General features: G+C 66.2%; 20 protein-coding genes, 2 tRNA genes and 1 other RNA gene. 8 read left to right on the top strand and 15 right to left on the bottom strand.

What is annotated here, in order from left to right; translation table 11 throughout:
• Positions 1-111: 111 nt before the first annotated feature.
• The 3 genes from UU9_RS10780 to UU9_RS10770 form a co-directional block, all read right to left on the bottom strand.
• On the bottom strand, positions 112-1,086 hold the full coding sequence (locus UU9_RS10780; protein WP_007081785.1) for a beta-ketoacyl-ACP synthase III: 975 nt from the start codon (positions 1,084-1,086) through the stop codon (positions 112-114).
• A 158-nt stretch (positions 1,087-1,244) separates the two neighbouring features.
• The gene (gene rpmF, locus UU9_RS10775; protein ID WP_007081784.1) at positions 1,245-1,439 is read right to left on the bottom strand and encodes a 50S ribosomal protein L32; all 195 of its coding nucleotides are present in this window, start codon (positions 1,437-1,439) and stop codon (positions 1,245-1,247) included.
• A gap of 80 nt (positions 1,440-1,519) precedes the next feature.
• Positions 1,520-2,035, bottom strand: coding sequence for a YceD family protein (locus tag UU9_RS10770; protein ID WP_083838964.1), 516 nt, complete (start codon positions 2,033-2,035; stop codon positions 1,520-1,522).
• Between the two features lie 152 nt (positions 2,036-2,187).
• Here UU9_RS10770 and UU9_RS10765 point away from each other — a divergent pair, with 152 nt between their 5' ends.
• From UU9_RS10765 to UU9_RS10740, 6 genes are all read left to right on the top strand, one after another.
• A complete protein-coding gene (locus UU9_RS10765) occupies positions 2,188-2,634 on the top strand; it encodes a hypothetical protein (RefSeq protein WP_040670834.1) in 447 nt (148 codons plus the stop codon).
• Positions 2,631-3,221, top strand: a complete 591-nt coding sequence (locus UU9_RS10760) for a Maf family protein (RefSeq protein ID WP_007081781.1) — start codon at positions 2,631-2,633, stop codon at positions 3,219-3,221. Before UU9_RS10765 ends, UU9_RS10760 begins: the two co-directional genes overlap by 4 nt.
• A 97-nt stretch (positions 3,222-3,318) precedes the next feature.
• Positions 3,319-4,260, top strand: coding sequence for an AAA family ATPase (locus tag UU9_RS10755; protein WP_007081780.1), 942 nt, complete (start codon positions 3,319-3,321; stop codon positions 4,258-4,260).
• A complete protein-coding gene (locus UU9_RS10750; RefSeq protein ID WP_007081779.1) occupies positions 4,260-5,213 on the top strand; it encodes a DUF58 domain-containing protein in 954 nt (317 codons plus the stop codon). The genes UU9_RS10755 and UU9_RS10750 overlap by 1 nt, the downstream gene beginning before the upstream one ends.
• Entirely contained in the window at positions 5,210-7,186 is a 1,977-nt protein-coding gene (locus tag UU9_RS10745; RefSeq protein WP_007081778.1) for a transglutaminase TgpA family protein, read from the top strand. The genes UU9_RS10750 and UU9_RS10745 overlap by 4 nt, the downstream gene beginning before the upstream one ends.
• Positions 7,187-7,233: 47 nt before the next feature.
• Positions 7,234-7,839: a Slp family lipoprotein gene (locus UU9_RS10740; protein WP_040670832.1), complete on the top strand. Its 606-nt coding sequence runs from the start codon at positions 7,234-7,236 to the stop codon at positions 7,837-7,839.
• 64 nt (positions 7,840-7,903) lie between these two features.
• Here the strand turns inward: UU9_RS10740 and UU9_RS10735 are convergent, their stop codons facing one another.
• From UU9_RS10735 to UU9_RS10705, 8 genes are all read right to left on the bottom strand, one after another.
• Positions 7,904-8,248 (bottom strand): histidine triad nucleotide-binding protein, encoded by a 345-nt coding sequence (locus UU9_RS10735; protein ID WP_007081776.1) that lies wholly within the window; start codon positions 8,246-8,248, stop codon positions 7,904-7,906.
• 16 nt (positions 8,249-8,264) lie between these two features.
• Positions 8,265-8,864 (bottom strand): recombination mediator RecR, encoded by a 600-nt coding sequence (gene recR / locus UU9_RS10730; RefSeq protein WP_007081775.1) that lies wholly within the window; start codon positions 8,862-8,864, stop codon positions 8,265-8,267.
• A 108-nt stretch (positions 8,865-8,972) separates the two neighbouring features.
• Positions 8,973-9,296 carry a YbaB/EbfC family nucleoid-associated protein gene (locus UU9_RS10725; RefSeq protein WP_007081774.1) on the bottom strand — a complete coding sequence of 108 codons (324 nt, stop codon included), beginning with the start codon at positions 9,294-9,296 and terminating at the stop codon, positions 8,973-8,975.
• A 20-nt stretch (positions 9,297-9,316) separates the two neighbouring features.
• A complete protein-coding gene (gene dnaX, locus UU9_RS10720; RefSeq protein ID WP_040670823.1) occupies positions 9,317-11,002 on the bottom strand; it encodes a DNA polymerase III subunit gamma/tau in 1,686 nt (561 codons plus the stop codon).
• 287 nt (positions 11,003-11,289) lie between these two features.
• Positions 11,290-11,386: signal recognition particle sRNA small type (gene ffs / locus UU9_RS17560), an RNA gene on the bottom strand.
• A gap of 65 nt (positions 11,387-11,451) precedes the next feature.
• Positions 11,452-11,541 (bottom strand) — tRNA-Ser (locus tag UU9_RS10715).
• A gap of 96 nt (positions 11,542-11,637) precedes the next feature.
• Positions 11,638-12,396, bottom strand: coding sequence for an MBL fold metallo-hydrolase (locus UU9_RS10710; RefSeq protein ID WP_007081772.1), 759 nt, complete (start codon positions 12,394-12,396; stop codon positions 11,638-11,640).
• Entirely contained in the window at positions 12,393-13,124 is a 732-nt protein-coding gene (locus UU9_RS10705; protein ID WP_007081771.1) for a 3-deoxy-D-manno-octulosonic acid kinase, read from the bottom strand. The genes UU9_RS10710 and UU9_RS10705 overlap by 4 nt, the downstream gene beginning before the upstream one ends.
• A gap of 34 nt (positions 13,125-13,158) precedes the next feature.
• On the opposite strand from UU9_RS10705, the gene UU9_RS10700 reads away from it, so the two are divergent.
• Positions 13,159-14,214 (top strand): glycosyltransferase family 9 protein, encoded by a 1,056-nt coding sequence (locus UU9_RS10700; RefSeq protein WP_007081770.1) that lies wholly within the window; start codon positions 13,159-13,161, stop codon positions 14,212-14,214.
• Positions 14,215-14,287: 73 nt separating this feature from the next.
• Here UU9_RS10700 and UU9_RS10695 read toward each other — a convergent pair whose 3' ends face one another.
• Together UU9_RS10695 and hisS are read right to left on the bottom strand one after the other, a co-directional pair.
• On the bottom strand, positions 14,288-14,686 hold the full coding sequence (locus UU9_RS10695) for a DUF6165 family protein (protein ID WP_007081769.1): 399 nt from the start codon (positions 14,684-14,686) through the stop codon (positions 14,288-14,290).
• A gap of 103 nt (positions 14,687-14,789) precedes the next feature.
• On the bottom strand, positions 14,790-16,163 hold the full coding sequence (gene hisS, locus UU9_RS10690; protein ID WP_007081768.1) for a histidine--tRNA ligase: 1,374 nt from the start codon (positions 16,161-16,163) through the stop codon (positions 14,790-14,792).
• A 163-nt stretch (positions 16,164-16,326) separates the two neighbouring features.
• Here hisS and UU9_RS10685 point away from each other — a divergent pair.
• A tRNA-Pro gene (locus UU9_RS10685) sits at positions 16,327-16,403 on the top strand.
• Between the two features lie 77 nt (positions 16,404-16,480).
• On the opposite strand, the gene ispH is transcribed toward UU9_RS10685, so the two are convergent.
• Positions 16,481-17,443: a 4-hydroxy-3-methylbut-2-enyl diphosphate reductase gene (gene ispH / locus UU9_RS10680; RefSeq protein WP_007081767.1), complete on the bottom strand. Its 963-nt coding sequence runs from the start codon at positions 17,441-17,443 to the stop codon at positions 16,481-16,483.
• A gap of 99 nt (positions 17,444-17,542) precedes the next feature.
• Positions 17,543-18,040: a signal peptidase II gene (lspA, locus tag UU9_RS10675; RefSeq protein ID WP_007081766.1), complete on the bottom strand. Its 498-nt coding sequence runs from the start codon at positions 18,038-18,040 to the stop codon at positions 17,543-17,545.
• Positions 18,041-18,124: the final 84 nt, after the last annotated feature.

Genomic DNA, 18,124 nt, shown 5'->3' with positions numbered 1-18,124 from the left:
CCATGCCGGGCTGTCCGTGCGCAGCGGTATCGGATCATCCTGGCTGACGTGACGATGCCGCCTCGGCGGCGGCATCGATTCAAACGAACGCAGTCAGCAAGCGTGCCGGGATCAGTAACGCAACAGCGCCGACGCCCAGGTAAAGCCGCCGCCGAACGCCTCCAGCAACAGGTTCTGGCCACGCTGCACCTTGCCCGAGCGCACCGCGTAATCGAGCGCCAGCGGCACCGAACCCGACGAGGTGTTGGCGTGCTTGTCGACCGTCACGATGACGCGCTCCATCGACATGTTCAACCGCTTGGCGGTGGCCTCGATGATGCGCAGGTTGGCCTGGTGCGGAATCAGCCAGTCGATCTGCGATTCGACCATGCCGGCGGCCTCGAGTGTTTCACCGACCAGCGAATCGAGCGTCTTCACCGCGACCTTGAACACCTCGCGGCCGGACATGTGGATGCGCACGCCATGATTGGGCTCGTCGTTGAAGCCAACCGACACGCCCACGGGGTTGTACAGCAGCTCCTTGAAGCCGCCGTCGGCGTGCAGGCAGGTGGCGTAAATGCCCGGCTCACTGGAAGCCTCCAGCACCACGGCGCCGGCGCCATCGCCGAACAGCACGCAGGTCTGGCGGTCGCTCCAGTCGACCATGCGCGTCAGCGTCTCGGCGCCGATCACCAGCACCTTTTTCGACTGCCCGCTGCGGATGAACTTGTCGGCGATGCCCAACGCATAGACGAAGCCCGAACAGGCCGCGTTGACGTCGAACGCGGCACAACCGTTGGCGCCCAGCCGGTGCTGCACCAGACAGGCGGTGGACGGAAAAATGATGTCCGGCGTGGTGGTGCCCAGCACGATCAGGTCGAGCTCGGACGCCTTGACGCCCGCCGCTTCCAGCGCGCTCTGCGCGGCCCGGAAGGCGAGGTCGCCGGTGGTCTCGCCATCGGCGGCGATGTGCCGCTGGCGGATGCCGGTGCGGCTGTGGATCCACTCGTCACTGGTGTCGACGATCTTTTCCAGGTCGACATTGGTGACCACTCGCTCCGGCAAGGCGCTGCCGGTGGCGATGATGCGGGAATATATCTGCGGCATTCGGCTATCCATCCCATGACTGCAAAGGATTCGGTCGGCTGGGCGGCGACACGACATCGCCACGTTACGTTTCAGCCGCCGGGAACGCAAAACGGCGCGTCACCGCGCCGTTTGCCTTGGGTCGTGACTACCGGAACCTCGGGCCCCGGAACACGCGGTCAATCTTCGACCGACACCGCACCCTTGGTTTCGATGACTTTCTTGCCGCGATAGTAGCCGTCCTTGGTGACGTGGTGGCGCAGATGCACCTCGCCGCTGGTCGGATCGGTGGACAGCTGCACGGTCTTCAACGAGTCGTGCGAACGACGCATGCCGCGGGTGGACGGGGTACGGCGGCTCTTGGCAACTGCCATGGTAGTTCTCCAGCTAAAGCAATGATTTGCTAGGTATGTTCTGAATCGGTATGGACCGGATCACTGACCTGGCCCGATGGTTATTTCTTCAGTTCGCGCAGCACCGCGAACGGATTTCCGGCATGCCCTTCGCCGGAATCCTCTTCGGCGTCATGGCCTGTCACTTCGTCGGGCAGGCTGCTGTCCGGGTTGACCGGTACCAGCGGCAGCGCCAACAACAATTCGTCCTCAATCACGTCCGCCGGATTCAACCGCCCATCCTCGGGCACCAGCAGCGCTTCGTAGTCCGGTGGCAACCCGGCTTCGTCGCGCTCGTGCCTGATCAGGCCCAGCCGCGTGTCCACGACCACCGGCAGCACGAATGGCTCAAGCGTGCGCTGGCAGATCAGGGCAAGCCGGGCCTGCGCCCGTACAGCGACGTAATCCGTTCCGAGGCTGTCGCGTCCGAAATCCAGCTCGAATTGCACCAACCCGTCGGTGCCGGCCAGCGCCTCGCGGAGGCGCGACAGGGTCGCGATGGGGAGTGTTCCTTCGAACGAACGCCGCGCCGAAACCACGCGCCAAGCGTCCAGGGACTCTGGCAGTGTCACGGACATAGTCGCGGAATGGTAGGTTTGAACCCGATCGAAGTCAACCGGCGTGGCGCAACAGCCGGCGGGACGGGGCCGGCAATCTGCCCATTTTGCCTGATCCGCCCACGATACGGCAGACTGGGGCCTTTCGACCCCGTGTCGCCTGGATGCGCACCTTGAATGTCTACCTGACGCTCGGCGCCGCCACGTTGCTGGCGCTTCTTGTTGCCGCGACAGGCTGGCTGTTGCTGCGCCGCCCGGGCCGCGCCGAAAGCCTCACCAGCCTGCTCGACCTGGCCGACCGGCTGGAGAGCGATCTCAAGACCTGCCGCAGCGGCTTGCAGCAGGCCTACGCCGTGATGTCGATCAACCCTGACCTGCCTGCCGCGGGCGAGGAAGACGCCCAGCACGCGATCGACGCCGGCCTGCGCGCCCTGCTGCAGCAGAGGCTGTGGATCCGCGACCGCCTGCCCCACGCCAAGGCACATGAAATCGACGAAGCACGCAACTCGTTGCTGAGCGCGCGCGCGCGTCTGCGCCCGCTGCTGCAGGCGCTGAGCCAGGCCCAGACCGATCTGGACAGCGCCATGCGCGACCACATCCGCCGCGACCCCGACGCATGAGCGGCAGCGCCGTCCGATTGGTACTTGCCTCCACATCACGTTACCGCGCCGAGCTGCTGCGCCGGCTGGGCGTGGATTTCGAGCCCTGCGCCCCCGGTACCGACGAAGCGCCAGTGGCGGGTGAAAGCCCACACGCACGAGCGCTGCGGCTGGCCATCGCCAAGGCCGAGGCAGCGGCCGGCACACGGCGCGACGCCGTGATCATCGGATCGGACCAGGTGGCCGAACTGGACGGAACGCTGCTGGACAAGCCCGGCACGGCAGCGCACGCCCGCGAGCAATTGCTGGCCAGCTCGGGCCGTCGGGTGGATTTTCATACGGCCGTCTGCGTGCTGGATACCCGCGACGGTCGCCGGCACGTGCACGTCGATCACACCCGCGTGCGCTTCCGTCCGTTGCGGGAGGAGGAAATCGCCCGCTATATCGAGCGCGAGCAACCGCTCGACTGCGCGGGCAGTTTCAAGTGCGAGGGCCTGGGCATCAGCCTGTTCGAGGGCATCGACAACAGCGACCCCAGCGCGTTGATCGGCCTGCCGCTGATCGCGGTAGCCCGGTTGTTGCGCGACTGCGGCATCGCCCTGCCCTAGGAGCCGCTCGGGCGCGCGGCAAATTGCGGCATGGTCGCTGGACGGTTCCGACTCGGCATGGGTAAGGTCACCACTACCCTTCCCGCATCGACCGCCCATGCCAGCCACCACGCCGCTTCGTGATTCCTCCCTGCAACAGCGGCTGGACGCCGCCATCGCCCAGGTCAACCAGGTCCTGCTGGGAAAAGCGCGGCAGGTGAAGCTGGCGTTTGCCTGCCTGATCGCGGGCGGCCACCTGCTGCTGGAAGATGTGCCTGGCGTAGGCAAGACCACGCTGGCGCACGCGCTGGCGGCGACTTTCGCGCTGGAATTCCAGCGGGTGCAGTTCACCAGCGACCTGCTGCCCTCGGACATCATCGGCGTCAGCGTGTACGAGCGCGAAACCGGCCAGTTCCGCTTTCATCCCGGGCCGATCTTCACCGGCCTGCTGCTGGCCGACGAGATCAACCGCGCCAGCCCCAAGACACAAAGCGCGCTGCTCGAAGCGATGGCCGAGGACCAGGTCACCGTCGACGGCCAGACGCATGCGCTGGCGCAGCCGTTTTTCGTGGTGGCCACGCAGAATCCACTGGACCTCAATGGCACCTTCCCGTTGCCCGATTCGCAACTGGACCGCTTCATGCTGCGGCTGTCGCTGGATTATCCGGACGCGGCGGCCGAGCGCGCATTGCTGACCGGCAGCGATCGACGCGACCTGCTGGCGCAACTGGCGCCGCAACTCGACGGCGCGGCGCTGTCCGCATTGCACCGACAGGCGCAATCGATCACCGCCAGCGCCGCCCTGCTCGACTACCTGCAGGCCTTGCTCACGGCCAGCCGCCGCCATCCGGACATTCGCGCCGGGCTGTCACCGCGCGCGGGGCTGGCGCTGCTTGCGGCGGCGCGGGCGTGGGCCTTGCTGAGTGGTCGAACCCACGTGCTGCCCGAGGATGTGCAGGCCTTGTTCGTGCCCCTGGCGGCGCATCGGCTGCTGCCCGTGCGCGGCGCCAACGGCGAGACGCTGGCGCGCCAGTTGCTGGCCGAGGTGGCGGTGGATTGATGGCTCCGCTGCTGCAGCGCGCGCAACAACTGGCCGAGCGCCGGCTGCCGTCCCTCACCCGCTACCGCCGGGCCGAAAAGCTGCCGATCGAATTGCACCGGCGGCGCATCTACATCGTGCCGACCGGTTTCGGCCTGGGTTTTTCGGTGTTGCTGCTGGTGATGCTGGTGGGCGCGCTGAATTACGCCAACAACGCCGCCCTGCTGCTGACCTGCCTGCTCGGCGCGGCCAGCGCCGCCAGCATGCTGGTGGCGTTCCGCGACCTCGATGGTCTGCGGCTGGGCCACATCCGGGCCGGCCATGCCGTGGCGGGGCAACCGATCGAGCTCACGCTTGCCTTCGATTCGTCACGCGTGCGCCAGGCGATCCGGGTGGAACTCGGCCGGGACACCACCGCCTTCGCGATCGATGCCGGCGCGGTCGTGCATTTGAAATTGATGATGCCGACGACGCGACGCGGCTGGCAGTCGCTGACGCGCCTGCGGGTCTGGAGCAACTGGCCGCTGGGGCTGTTTCGCGCATGGAGCTGGCTGCATCCGGAGCAGGCCGTGCTGGTGTGGCCGCGCCCGGAAGAAGCCGGTCCACCGCCGGTCGCGCCGGCCGAGGATGCACGGCACATGCGCCTGCTGCAGGGTGACGAGCTGGCGGCGCTGCGCGAGTATCGCGTGGGCGATCCGCAGCGCCACGTCGCCTGGAAAGCCAGCGCGCGCCACGACAACCTGCTGGTGAAGGACTTCGAGCGGGCGCAGAACCGTCCGCAATGGCAACTGGACTGGCGCCGCCTCGACGGACTCGACGATGAATCGCGCATCTCCCGGCTGGCCCGCTGGGTCAACGAGGCCCACGCGCAACAGCGTCATTTCAGCCTGTGGCTGCCTGGCAACATCATCCCCAACGGCAGCGGACCGGAGCATTACGCCCACTGCATGAACGCGCTGGCGCAGTTGCCATGAAACGCACGCCGCGCCCGCAAGCCACCATCGACGCCCCGATCGACAACCGCGCCTTCGACCTGCTCAGCGGCACGCTCGCCATGGTCCTGGCGCTGCATGCGCCGCATCTGCCGTGGTGGTTGAGCGGGGCGCTGGCATTGATACTCGGCTGGCGCTGGTGGCAGCGGCGGCAGCAAACCGGCCGGGTACCCGCCTGGCTGAAATTGCCGATGCTGGTGTTGCTGACCCTGGTGGTGATCGCCTGGTACGGCAGCATTTTCGGCCGCGAACCGGGCACCGCGCTGGCCGTGGGCCTGCTGGTGCTGAAACTGCTGGAAAGCGAGACCGAACGCGATGCGCGGGTGGGCATCAGCTTCGCCTGCTTTGCGCTGATGGTTGCCCTGCTGTTCGATCAGGGCCTGATCGCCACCCTCGTGGTGGCGCTGGGCCTGCTGCCCGCGTTGGCCACCTTGCGCGCGCTGCAACCGGCGCGCCTGCCCACCAGCACGCGCCGCACCGTGCTGTCCAACCTGGGGTTGTTGTTCTCCGCCCTGCCATTGGCACTGCTCGCGTTTCTGCTGGTGCCGCGATTGAGCACGCCGCTGTGGGGCGCGCCGTCCCCGCGACAGGCAACCACCGGTCTCAGCGACAGCATGACGCCGGGAAATTTCACCGAGTTGCTCACCGACGACCGGCCCGCCATGCGGGTGAGTTTCGACGGACCGCCACCGGCCACCGACCTGCGCTATTTTCGCGCCTACGTGATGGGCTACTACGACGGCCGCGGCTGGCACCGCAGGCCACCCGATCCGCGTGAAGCGGTCGCCGCAATCGAGGCCGGCACGACAGTCAGCTACCGGATCACGCTGCAGCCCACCCGCCAACGGGTACTGCCGACCCTGGACGTACCGCTGCAGGCGCCAACGCAATCGCGGATGCAACCCGACCGCGAAGTGCTGGCGGACAAGGTGGTGACCGAAGCGATCAGCTACGCCGCCACGTCGGCGTCGCGATACCGGCTGCAAGCGGTGCTCGATCCCGCATCGCGGCAGCGCAGCCTGCAACTTCCGACGGCATTCAATCCACGCAGCCATGCCTTGGCAGCGCAATGGCGCCAACGCTTCGGCAGCGATGATGCGGCGATCGTGGATGCGGCGCTGGCACTGTTCCACGATGGCGGCTTTCGCTACACCCTGGCGCCCGCGCCGCTGGGCCGCGACTCCATCGACGACTTCCTGTTTTCCACGCAGGAGGGTTTCTGCGAGCACTACGCGTCGTCGTTCACCGTGCTGATGCGCGCCGCCGGCATTCCCGCGCGGGTGGTCACCGGCTACCAGGGCGGCTACTGGAACAAGCTGGCCGACTACCTGCTGGTACGCAACTCGGATGCGCATGCATGGAGCGAAGTGTGGCTGGCCGGGCGCGGCTGGGTTCGCGTCGATCCCACCGCCGCCGTGCGGCCCGAGCGCGTGACCCTGGGCGCGTCTGCGGCGGCCGGCGATCAACGTGACTGGTACCGCAACGACTGGCTGCAGGACGTGCGCAACCGCTGGGACGTTGTCAACCGATGGTGGGATCAGGCCGTTGTGGGTTTCGATGCCTTGCGCCAGCGAGGCCTGCTGACGCCTTTCGGCATACGCAACACCGATACCGGGATGCTTGGCCTGCTGCTGGCGATCAGCAGCGTGCTGTTTGTTGCCCTCGGGCTGGGCTGGGCGCTATGGCGGCGCGAAGCGCGCGATCACCTGCGCGCCGCCATGCACCGGCTTGAAAGCAAGCTGGCGCGCCGCGGAATCACGCGGCGTTCCAGTGAAGGGCCGCAGCATTATCTGAGCCGCGCCGCGAGAGCCTTGCCCACGCAGCGCCATGAACTGGAAGCACTGATGAATCTGTATCTGTCATTGCGTTACGCCCAGGACCACCCGTCGACTGAATCCGTGCGCGCATTTTCTGTTGCCGTACGGGAATTCCGCCCCCTCGACGTGGTCAAATGATCATTGAAGTGATCGCGCACGCCATCGCCCCTGCCGGAGAAACCGTCATGTCCCCCTATCGCCCGCTTGCCCTCGTCGCGGCCATCGCCCTGCTGGGCGGCTGCGCCACCATTCCGCAACCGCTGCAGGGCACCTATTCCAGCGTCAGCACCGCGGCTGCCCAACAGGGCGGTGCCGGCGGTACGCACGTACGCTGGGGTGGCGAAATCATCAAGACCGAGCCGGGTCCGCAGCAGACCTGTTTCTATCTGCTGTCCCGCCCGCTCAACGATCAGGCACGCCCCAAGGCCGGTGTCGAGGGTGAAAGCGAAGGGCGCTTCGTCGCCTGCCGCAACGGCTTCTACGACCCCGAGGTATTCACCCGCGGCCGCGAGCTGACGGTAACCGGCACACTGCACGGCATCGTGTCGCAGAAGGTGGGCGAATTCGATTACGCCTACCCCCGGGTCGAGGCCGACGTGGTTTACCTGTGGCCGAAGCGGGTCGCGCCGCAGCGTTACGGGCCGGGCTTCTACGACCCGTTCTGGGGCCCGGGCTTTGGCCGCTATTACGGCCCCGGCTTCGGCGGCTACGGTTGGGGCAATCCTTACTGGAACCAGCCACGGGTGATCATCGTGCGACCTCCGCACCAGCATCCACCACGCGGCAAATGACGGGACCCAAAGAAAACGCCGGCTTCGTGCCGGCGTTTTCGTATTGCCATGCCGTATAGCCCGCTCAGCCCGGGGGCCACGTCAGGCGACGGCCGGCCAGCAAATGGACATGCAGATGGAACACCGTCTGCCCGCCATCGTCGTTGCAATTGATCACCGTTCGATAACCCTGCTCGGCAACCCCTTCCTGGCGCGCGTAATCAGCGCAGGCAAGCAACAGCTTGCCCAGCAGCGCCGCATCGCCCGACTCGGCGTCGTTCAAGGTGGCCATCGGCCGTTTCGGGATGAACAGCACGTGGATCGGGGCCTGCGGATTGACGTCCCTGAAACCCAGCACGTCGTCATCTTCGTAGACGATATCTGCGGGGATTTCGCGGCGGATGATCTTGCTGAAAATCGTGTCGCTCATGGTGCTTTCCCCTTAGTCACTCAACGATCTGTCGACGACCAAACGCATGCGCGAGGGTGCCGCGGTCGACGAATTCAAGTTCACCACCCAGCGGCACGCCATGCGCCAACCGGGTCGGCCGGATACCGCCGGCGCGGGCCAGTTGCGCCAGGTAATGCGCCGTGGCTTCACCCTCGACGGTGGGATTGGTGGCGATGATCATTTCCTCGATTTCGCCCTCACCCAGCCGTTGGGTGAGCAGCCCCAGCCCCAATTCTTCCGGACCAAGCCCGTCCAGCGGCGACAAGCGCCCCATCAGCACGAAGTACTGGCCGCGATACCCCGTCGCCTGCTCGATCGCCGCCACATCCACCGGCGACTCCACCACGCACAGCACCTGGCGGTCGCGACTGCTGTTGGCGCACAGCGCGCACAACGGGTCTTCACTGAAATTGCGGCAGCGGTTGCAATGCCCGATACGCTGCATCGCCTGCTCCAGCGCCGCCGCCAGTTTCAGCCCACGCTCGCGATCGCGCTCCAGCAAATGGAAGGCCATCCGCTGCGCACTCTTGCCGCCCACGCCAGGCAGGCAGCGCAATGCTTCGATCAGGTCGGCGAGGAGAGGCGAGCCGGTCATTGGACATCCGGGAATGGGGAATGGGGAATAGGGAATCGGAAGATCAAGAGCACGGGAAGCCTCGCTCCGCTTTCACCATTCTCCATTCCCGATTCTCCATTCCCTGCCTCAAAACGGCATCTTGAAGCCGGCCGGCAGATTCATGCCGGCGGTGACGCCGCCGAGGCGGTCCTTGCTGGCTTGCGCCACCTTGTTCACCGCGTCGTTGACGGCGGCGGCGACGAGATCCTCGGCCATTTCCGGATCGTCGGCGAAGGTTTGGCGGTCGATCTGCACGCGGCGGACCTCGTGCGCGCCCGTCATCACCACGCTGACCAGGCCACCACCGGCGCTGCCGGTAACTTCCAGTTTGGCGAGCTCTTCCTGCGCACGCTTCATGTCTTCCTGCATGCGCTGGGCCTGCTGCATCAGCTGGCCGATTTGTCCTCTCATGGCATTACTCCGCTCTTCAGTCAGGATCGACTGTCAACAATGGGCTTGATCGATTGCGGCACCACCTTGGCGCCGAAATCGCGTTTCAATGATTGCACCAGGGGGTCGCCCTCGATCGCCTGTTCGGCAGCCGACTGCGCCATGTCGCGCGCCTGCGCGGCCCGCGCCGCGGGCGTCTCCACCGCCGCATCCGCGCTGCTGCCGACGAAGCGCAGGCGAATGCGTTCGCCCAGCGCCTGGCCGATGCGCTCTTCCATCTGGCTGACCATCGGTTCGACGGCCAGATGCATGTGCACCGGCTGCAGTGCCAGCACCAGGGTTTGTCCGTCGCGTTCGCGCAGCACGGCGTTCTGCGCCAGCAAACCCAGCGGACCACGCAAGCCCGCCTGGGCGATCAAGGCCTCCCACACCGGCAAGCCGTTGGCGTCGCGCGGCACGGGTGCGGACGATGCAAGTGCAGGCGCGGGTGGCGCCACCGCGGTATCACGCGGCGGCGAGGGAGCCGTGGCGGGAGGTACGGGTGTGGCGCGTTGTTCCGTCCGTGCCGGTGCCGGCCTGGGCGCTGGCACGGGGGCCGGGGTGTGGCTGGTCGATCGCTCCGTACCCGTGGGTGACGCGTCCCCCGGCCGGAACGCCAGCATGCGCAACAGCGCCATCTCGAAGCCGGTGCGCGCATCTGGCGCCAGCGCCAGATCGCGGCGACCCGAGGTGGCGATCTGGTAATAAAGCTGCACATCCTCCGGCGTCATGCGTTCGGCGAGTGCCGGCAACGCCTGGTCGTCGTCGCTGCCCTCTTCCGCCCGGTAACCGGGGATGAGCTGGATCAACTGCACGCGATGAAGCACGCTGGCCAGGTCGTCCAGCACGCTGCCGAAATCCGGCGAATACGACGCGATCTGCGTGGCTTCGGCCAGGAGACGCTCACCGTCGCCCGCCGCCAGCGCATCGAGCACGCCCAATACCTGGCCACGCGCCACGCTGCCGAGCATCGTTCGCACATCGTCGCCGCGAAGCGCGCCGCCGCCATAGGCGATCGCCTGATCGAGCAGCGACAGGCCATCACGCAATGACCCATCCGCGGCGCGCGCCAGCTCACCGATGGCGGCTTCCTCGTACGTCAGGTTCTCGGCACCCAGGATGTGCCGCATCTGGCCGGAGATCTGGTCCGGCAGCAGACGCTTCAGGTTGAACTTCAGGCAGCGCGACAACACCGTCACCGGCAGCTTCTGCGGGTCGGTGGTGGCGAGCAGGAATTTCACGTGCGGCGGCGGCTCTTCCAGCGTTTTCAGCAACGCGTTGAACGCGTTCTTCGACAGCATGTGCACCTCGTCGACCAGGTACACCTTGAAGCGGCCGCGCGACGGTGCGTATTGCGCGTTCTCGATCAGCTCGCGCACATCGTCCACGCCGGTGTTGCTGGCCGCATCGATCTCCAGCAGGTCCACGAAGCGGCCTTCGTCCACCGCCGTGCATACCGAGCACTCGCCGCAGGGATCAGCCGACTGCCCACGCTCGCAGTTCAATGATTTGGCGAAGATGCGCGCGATCGTGGTCTTGCCCACACCCCGCGTGCCGGTGAACAGGTAGGCGTGGTGCATGCGTCCGGTATCGAGCGCATTGGTGAGTGCGCGCACCACGTGTTCCTGCCCCACCAGCTCGGAAAATTTACGGGGGCGCCACTTGCGTGCGAGTACCTGATAAGACATGGCAACCAACGTTGGGGCAAAGGTCGATTGTGCCAAGTCGGGCGGGGTAAGTCAGTAAAGGGCTGGCGGAGTCGTAAGGGTGGGCCGTGCGGGAATCGCACTTGCTGGATCGCGGCCGGCGTGAGGTTGCAGGGATCGGCGAGTGCGCGGCCGGCTTGCCCTCTCCCCAACCCTCTCCCGCGAGCGGGAGAGGGAGCGAAGGTGCCGTGCGGGAATCGCACTTGCCAGCTTGCAGCCGGCGTTAGGCTGCGGGCTCAAGGGGAGAATTCGGAGTTAAATGGTGGCGGCCCCGCCAGCCACACCCCGGCACCCGAATCATTCGCTACCGTTGCTTCCTTCCGGACCTGGCGGAGTTTGCGAACTATCGTCGCGGGGGGACCGACGGGGCCACCATGGACGTGGGCTTCTGGAACCCAGCACGCCGGCCGTAGCCGTCGCGCTTTTTTAATTGGCGGAGAGAGCGGGATTCGAACCCGCGATAGGTTTTACCCTATACACACTTTCCAGGCGTGCTCCTTCAACCACTCGGACACCTCTCCGCAGGGTGAAACCGCCTTTACCGGACATCACGGCCCGACAAAGAAGCGGAAGGATAGCCGCTGGCTTGGGGTACAGGCAAGCGAATCGAGAGTGTTTCAGCCGGCGCCGGCGCGGGGTACGGCGGGCGATGCCAGTGCGATGCGCTCGCCCGATGTGGCGATGCGGTAGCCGCGCGCCGCCAGTGCGGCGCCGTCGGCGGCGCTGCCGTAGTGGTAGAGCATCATTTGTCGACGCAGCGTTTCGGGATACTCGCGCTCGATGTCGTCGACACCGGTGTGCGACGGGTTGCCGACCAGGCCGCAATCGTGCGCGATCAGCATCGATTCGCCGGCAAGCGCGCCGAGCACTTCGGGGATCGGTCGTGTGTCGCCGGTGTAGGCAAAGCTGCCGTCCAGCGCCAGGCCAAACGAGGTGCCGGGGACGTGGTGGCGGGTGGCGAATACGTCGAACCACAGGCCATCGAGCCAGAAGCCGCGCGTGCACGGCACCAGCTGGAACGCCTCCCAGAAATTGACGCCGCCTTCGGCCAGCGCGCCGGGGTAATCGGCCACCCGCACCTGCAGCCACGGCAGCAGGCCGGCATGTGCGAAGACCCGGGTGCGGCCGCGCAGGCGTTCGTCGAACCACAGTCGGGTGAACAGCCGCTCCATGCCACCCACGTGATCCATGTGCGTGTGGGTGATGAAGATCGCCCGCGGCAAGCTGCCATAGGCGGCCTGGTAGCGGTCGAGCGTATCGGGGCCGCAGTCGACCAACAGCACCGGCTCGCCATCGCGCTCCAGCACCACGGCGGAGGAACCCAGTTCCACCGCGTGGGCGGCGCCCACCCCCAGAAAATGCAAATGCCAATTCATGCCGACATCGTACGACGGTAGCCACGCAACAGTGGCTGCCACAGCTCGCGGTCGAAAGCTTCTTCGTCCCCCGCCGCCGCGCCCAGCTTCAGCAGCGAACGGCGCAGGCGTTGCAGGTTGGCCTGCTGCCATGCCGCCCGGGGCGCGCGCTTCCGGCCCCGATCGAAATCGATCAAAAACAACGCGTCCCCGCTCACCATCACATTGTGCGCGTTCAGATCGGCATGCCAGATTCCGGCGCGATGGAAACGTGCCAGCAACATGCCCACGGCTTCGGCAAGCGCGTCATCCAGTTGCCCCGCGGCCAGGCGTTCGGCCAGCGTGTGCGCATCAGGGATACGGCGGGTGATCAGGTCGGCGGTGTAGAACGCGCCCTGGCGGCAGTAACGTGCAGCGACCGGTGTCGGACCCGGCAGTCCGAGCCGCTCGATTTCGGCAAGCAAGTGGAATTCGGCAAACGGCCGCGTGCGCATCGCGCCGCGCCAGAAATAGCGGTCGCCCATCAATGCGGCGACCAGGCCGCCCCGACGGTAATGGCGCAATACGCATTCACCGGCCGGCGTATCGATCACCGCGACGCCACCGCGCCCGCCTGCCTGCACGCGCAACGCATCGCGCTCACGCCAGTACGCTGGCGCAAACCAGTTGTGCGTGACTTGTGCCGACAGCGCGGCGTCGAAGACAATCGCGCCGCCCGCCTGGTTGAGCGTTTCTTCCTGCATCATCATGCCCGGTGATCCCTCACGATTCTAACCCAGGCCCATGACACCCAACCCGACGATTCCCGCCTCGATCTGCCTGCTGCGCACCTCCGCCATCGGCGATGTCACCCACGTGGTGCCGCTGGTGCGCACGCTGCAACAGGCGTGGCCGGAGGTGGCGCTGACGTGGGTGATCGGCAAGCTCGAACGCAAGCTGGTGGGCGACCTGCCTGGCGTCGCGTTCGTCACGTTCGACAAGGCCGCCGGCTGGTCCGGCATGCGCGTGGTGCATGAGGCGCTGCGCGGTCAGCGATTCGACGCGCTGCTGCAGATGCAGGTGGCGATGCGCTCCAACCTGCTGAGCCTGGGCATCAAGGCCAAACGACGCATCGGTTACGACCGTGCACGTGCGCGCGATCTGCATGGCCTGGTGATCAACGAACGGATTCCGGCGCGACGCGGCGAACACGTGCTGGATGCGATCGGTAGTTTCTGCGAACCGCTGGGGCTGCAACAACGACAGGTGCGCTGGGATATCCCGGTGCCCGACGAAGCGCACGCATGGGCCGCCACACAACTGCCCGGCGACACGCCCACCCTGCTGGTGAGCCCCACTTCCAGCCATGCGCTGCGCAACTGGCGACCGCAGCGCTACGCCGCCGTGATGGATCACGCCGCCACGCGCGGCTGGCGCGTGGCGCTGGTCGGTGGTCCGTCGCCGACCGAGCGCGACATGGCCGACGCGGTGCTGGCCGCCTGCAAACATCCGCCACTCGACCTCACCGGCAAGGACACCTTGAAGCGGCTGATGGCCCTGCTCGGCCGCGCGCAATTGCTGCTGACGCCTGATTCGGGTCCGATGCACATGGCCAACGCGGTCGGCACCAAGGTGCTGGGACTGCACGCCGCCAGCAATCCCGACCGGTCCGGCCCGTATTCCGACCGCCGCTGGTGCGTGAACAAATACGACGAGGCCGCCCGCAAATACCTGGGCAAACCGGCCAGCGAAATCCCCTGGGGAAGCAAGATCGAAAAGCCGGGCGTGATGGATCTGATCACCGTCGACGACGCGATCGAACGCTACGAAGCCGCTGCCCACGAGATGGGGCTGTTGTAGGAGCGGCTTCAGCCGCGATGCTCTGCGCTTTGGCAAAAAGCATCGCGGCTGAAGCCGCTCCCACAGGAGCTCGTCATTTCTGGCGGTAATCCTGGTACGACTTTTCCTCGACCAGTTCCGAGCCCAGCTTCTGGTTGATCTCGCGCTTGAACGCGGCGCGTTCGTCGTTGCGGAAATACACCGAGCGCGCCAGCTCGATAAAGGCCGCATCGAACGTCTGCGCGCGCTCCATCAGGCGGATGTTGTCCTCGATGTCCCACAGCGCTTCGTTGACCGCCAGCAGGCGCGCGCGCTCATCGCTGATATCGGTTTGCGAGGCGGCGCTGTTGGCCCAGGTGGCGTTGAGCATGTCCAGCTCGTTGCGCACGTTGGCCAGCTTGGCCGCGTCGGTGATGCGGCGCGACTTGATTTCGAGGATGGTGATCTTGTCGATGAGTTCGCCATAGGACACCGGCGTCTGGATCAGGCTCATGGCTGGGGATTCCTTTGGGAAGTTGAGGGTCCGGCGCGTTGGCGCCAGACCCGTTGTTGTTGTCGCGAAATGGAAAGCGAAGGCGGCGACATCCGATCCGCCTTCAGCCCATCGCGGCGGCCTGTTCCAGTTCCACCCGCAACGTCTTGATCAGCTCGCCGCGCGCCACCTCGAACTGATCCTGGCGGCGCAGATCCTTCACGGTCACCACGCCCTTGGCCAGCTCGTCCTCACCCAGCACAACCACGAAACGGATACCGGCGCGGTCGGCGTACTTGAATTGTTTGGCCAGCTTGCCGCCCTCCAGCACCACTTCGGTGGCGATGCCGGCACTGCGCAGTTCGGTGGCCAGCGCCAGGTACGCCGGCAGCTGCGCCGGGTCCATCTGCGTCACCAGCACGTCCACCGTGCTCTGCGCGGTGTTGATCAGGCCGGCATCGCGCAATTGCCAGTACAACCGGGTCAGGCCGATCGAGATGCCCACGCCGGGCAGGTGCGACTTGGTGTACTGGCCGGCCAGGTTTTCGTAGCGGCCGCCCGAGCACACCGAGCCGATCTGCGGGTGATCGTTCAGCGTGGTCTCGTAGACCGTGCCGGTGTAGTAATCCAGGCCGCGCGCGATCGACAGGTTCAGCACGAAATGCGATTCGGGCACGCCGAAGTCGCGGATCATCGCCAGCACTTCCTTCAACTCGGCGCGGCCCTGCTCCATGATTTCCGGGCCGCTGCCCAGCGCGTCGAGCTTGTCGAACGCATCCTGCAGCGAGGTCGAGCGCACCTGCACGAAGGCCAGAATCTTCTGCACCACCGCGACGTCGAGGCCGAAAGCCTCGCCCACCAGGGTGTCGCGCACCGCGTCGGCGCCGCGTTTGTCCAGCTTGTCCACTTCGCGCAGCACCAGCATCTGCCGCTCGCCGTCGACGATGCCCAGGCTCTCGAAGTAACCGCGCATCAGCTTGCGGTTGTTCAACTGGATGGTGAACGCGCCCACGTTCAATTCGCGGAACACGCTGTAGATCACCGCGGGGATTTCGGCGTCGTAGCGAACCGAGAGCGCGTCCTTGCCGATCACGTCGATGTCGCACTGGTAGAACTCGCGGAAGCGTCCGCGCTGTGCGCGTTCGCCGCGATAGACGCGCTGCATCTGGTAGCGGCGGAACGGGAAGCTCAACTCGCGCTCGTGCTCGGCAACGTAGCGCGCCAGCGGCACGGTGAGGTCGAAACGCAATGCCAGCTCGGGCGCGCCCTCCTTGTCCAGCGCGCCGGTCGATTGCACGAAATACACCTGGCGCTCGGTTTCGCCGCCGGTCTTGGTCAGCAGCACATCGGAGAATTCGATAACCGGCGTTTCCACCGGCAGGAAGCCGAAACGCTCATAATTGCGACGGATCACGTCAAGCATGCGTTGAAACGCGATCTGGTCGAGCGGCAGCAGCTCGAGCACGCCGGGCATGGTGCGGGCCAAGGTAAGCGCCATGAAAGCCTCTGCTGGCAAGGGAGAAGATACCGTCCCGTGGAGTCCGTGACGGAGCCGCCTAGATTAGCAGAACGCCCTGTCCTCTCGCCGCCGCATCCATCCGGGCGCTGCGCAAAACCTGTTGCCAAGCACCGGCGCGGCGATTAAGATACGCGGCTTCCCACGGGGTGTAGCTCAGCCTGGTAGAGCGCTACGTTCGGGACGTAGAAGTCGCAGGTTCGAATCCTGTCTCCCCGACCAAATTCGATGAAAAAGCCGGCTTTATGCCGGCTTTTTTGTGTCCCGATTTCGCCGCCCGATGCGGCGATGCATGGAGCTCAGGGCGTCGCGGAGTCCGTGCCGTCCACCAGTCGCAATTCCTTGGGCAGGGCGAAGGTGATGTTTTCCGGCTCACCATCCAGCTCGCGCACGGCGCCGGCGCCCCAGGATTGCAGGCGCTCGATCACGTCGAGCACGAGTTTCTCCGGTGCGGATGCGCCGGCGGTGAGGCCGATGCGATTTACCCCGTCCAGCCAGCTGCGCTCGATGTGCTCAGCGCCGTCGATCAGGAAAGACCGCACGCCGCGTTTCTGCGCCAGCTCGCGCAGGCGGTTGGAATTGGAGCTGTTGACCGAACCGACCACCAGCATCAGGTCGACCGAATCGGCCAAGCGGCGCACGGCATCCTGCCGGTTCTGGGTGGCGTAGCAGATATCGTCCTTGCGCGGCCCTTCAATGTCGGGGAATTTCTGGCGCAGGGCGTCGATGATCGCCTTGGTGTCGTCCACCGACAGCGTGGTCTGGGTGACATAGGAAAGCTGGTGCGGGTCGCGCGGCGCAAGCTTCGCCACGCACTCCAGCGATTCCACCAGCAGGATCTCGCCCGCGTTGGCGGCGTTCCACTGCCCCATCGTGCCCTCGACTTCCGGATGGCCGGCGTGGCCGATCAACACCACGCTGCGACCGATGCGGCCCAGTCGCGCCACTTCCATATGCACCTTGGTGACCAGCGGACAGGTCGCGTCGAACACTTTCAGGTGACGCTGGGCAGCCTCCTCGCGCACGCCCTGCGATACGCCGTGCGCGCTGAAGATCACCGTGGCACCGTCGGGCACCTCGTGCAGCTCCTCGACGAACACCGCGCCGTCGGCGCGCAGTTTCTCCACCACGTAGCGGTTGTGCACCACCTCGTGCCGCACGTAGATCGGCGGGCCGTAGGATTCCAGCGCACGATCGACAATGGCGATGGCGCGATCGACGCCAGCACAGAAACCACGGGGGTTGGCGAGCAGGATGTCCAAGAGAGCCTCATGCGTTGAGCGCGGTCGTGCGGAGGCGACTTCCGCCGCGACACGCCGCCTGCCAGTCGCGGCTGCAAGCCGCGCTGCGGGGAGCCCCGATTATCGCACGCCGTCCCCGGACTTGCCGCCGAACATGCCGAACACGATCAACAGCACCGCACCCACGGTGATGCCGCAATCGGCCACGTTGAACACCGGATAGTCCCACTGGCGGAAGTAGACATGGATGAAATCGGTGACCTGCGCCGCGTGCAGCCGATCGATCAGGTTGCCCAGCGCACCGCCCACGATCAGGCCCAGCGGCAGGCCGGTACGCCAGTCACGTCGCGGCGTACGCGCCAGCCACACCAGCAGCACCGCGCAAATGACCAGCGCCAGCACCACGAAAAACCAGCGTTGCCAACCGCTGCCATCAGCCAGAAAGTTGAAGGCGGCGCCGCGGTTGAAGGCCAGCGTCCAGTTGAGGAACCCGGGAATCACCGAATGCGGTACACCCGCCGGCGCCAGGGCGTGCAGCGCCCACCATTTGCTGAACTGGTCGAGCACGATGACGATGGCGGAGAGCCACAGCCATGGGAGTGCGTTGGGTTTGGTCATGGGTGGCTCGTGTGTGGGTTAGTGGAGAGCGCCGCGGAGCGGGCCCCCATCCGGCCTGTCGGCCACCTTCCCCCGCAGGCGGGG

It is taken from the genome of Rhodanobacter fulvus Jip2 (assembly GCF_000264315.1).
Taxonomy (GTDB): domain Bacteria; phylum Pseudomonadota; class Gammaproteobacteria; order Xanthomonadales; family Rhodanobacteraceae; genus Rhodanobacter; species Rhodanobacter fulvus.
Note: the sequence above shows the minus strand (reverse complement) of the source record. Positions and strands in the feature narration are given on the sequence as shown.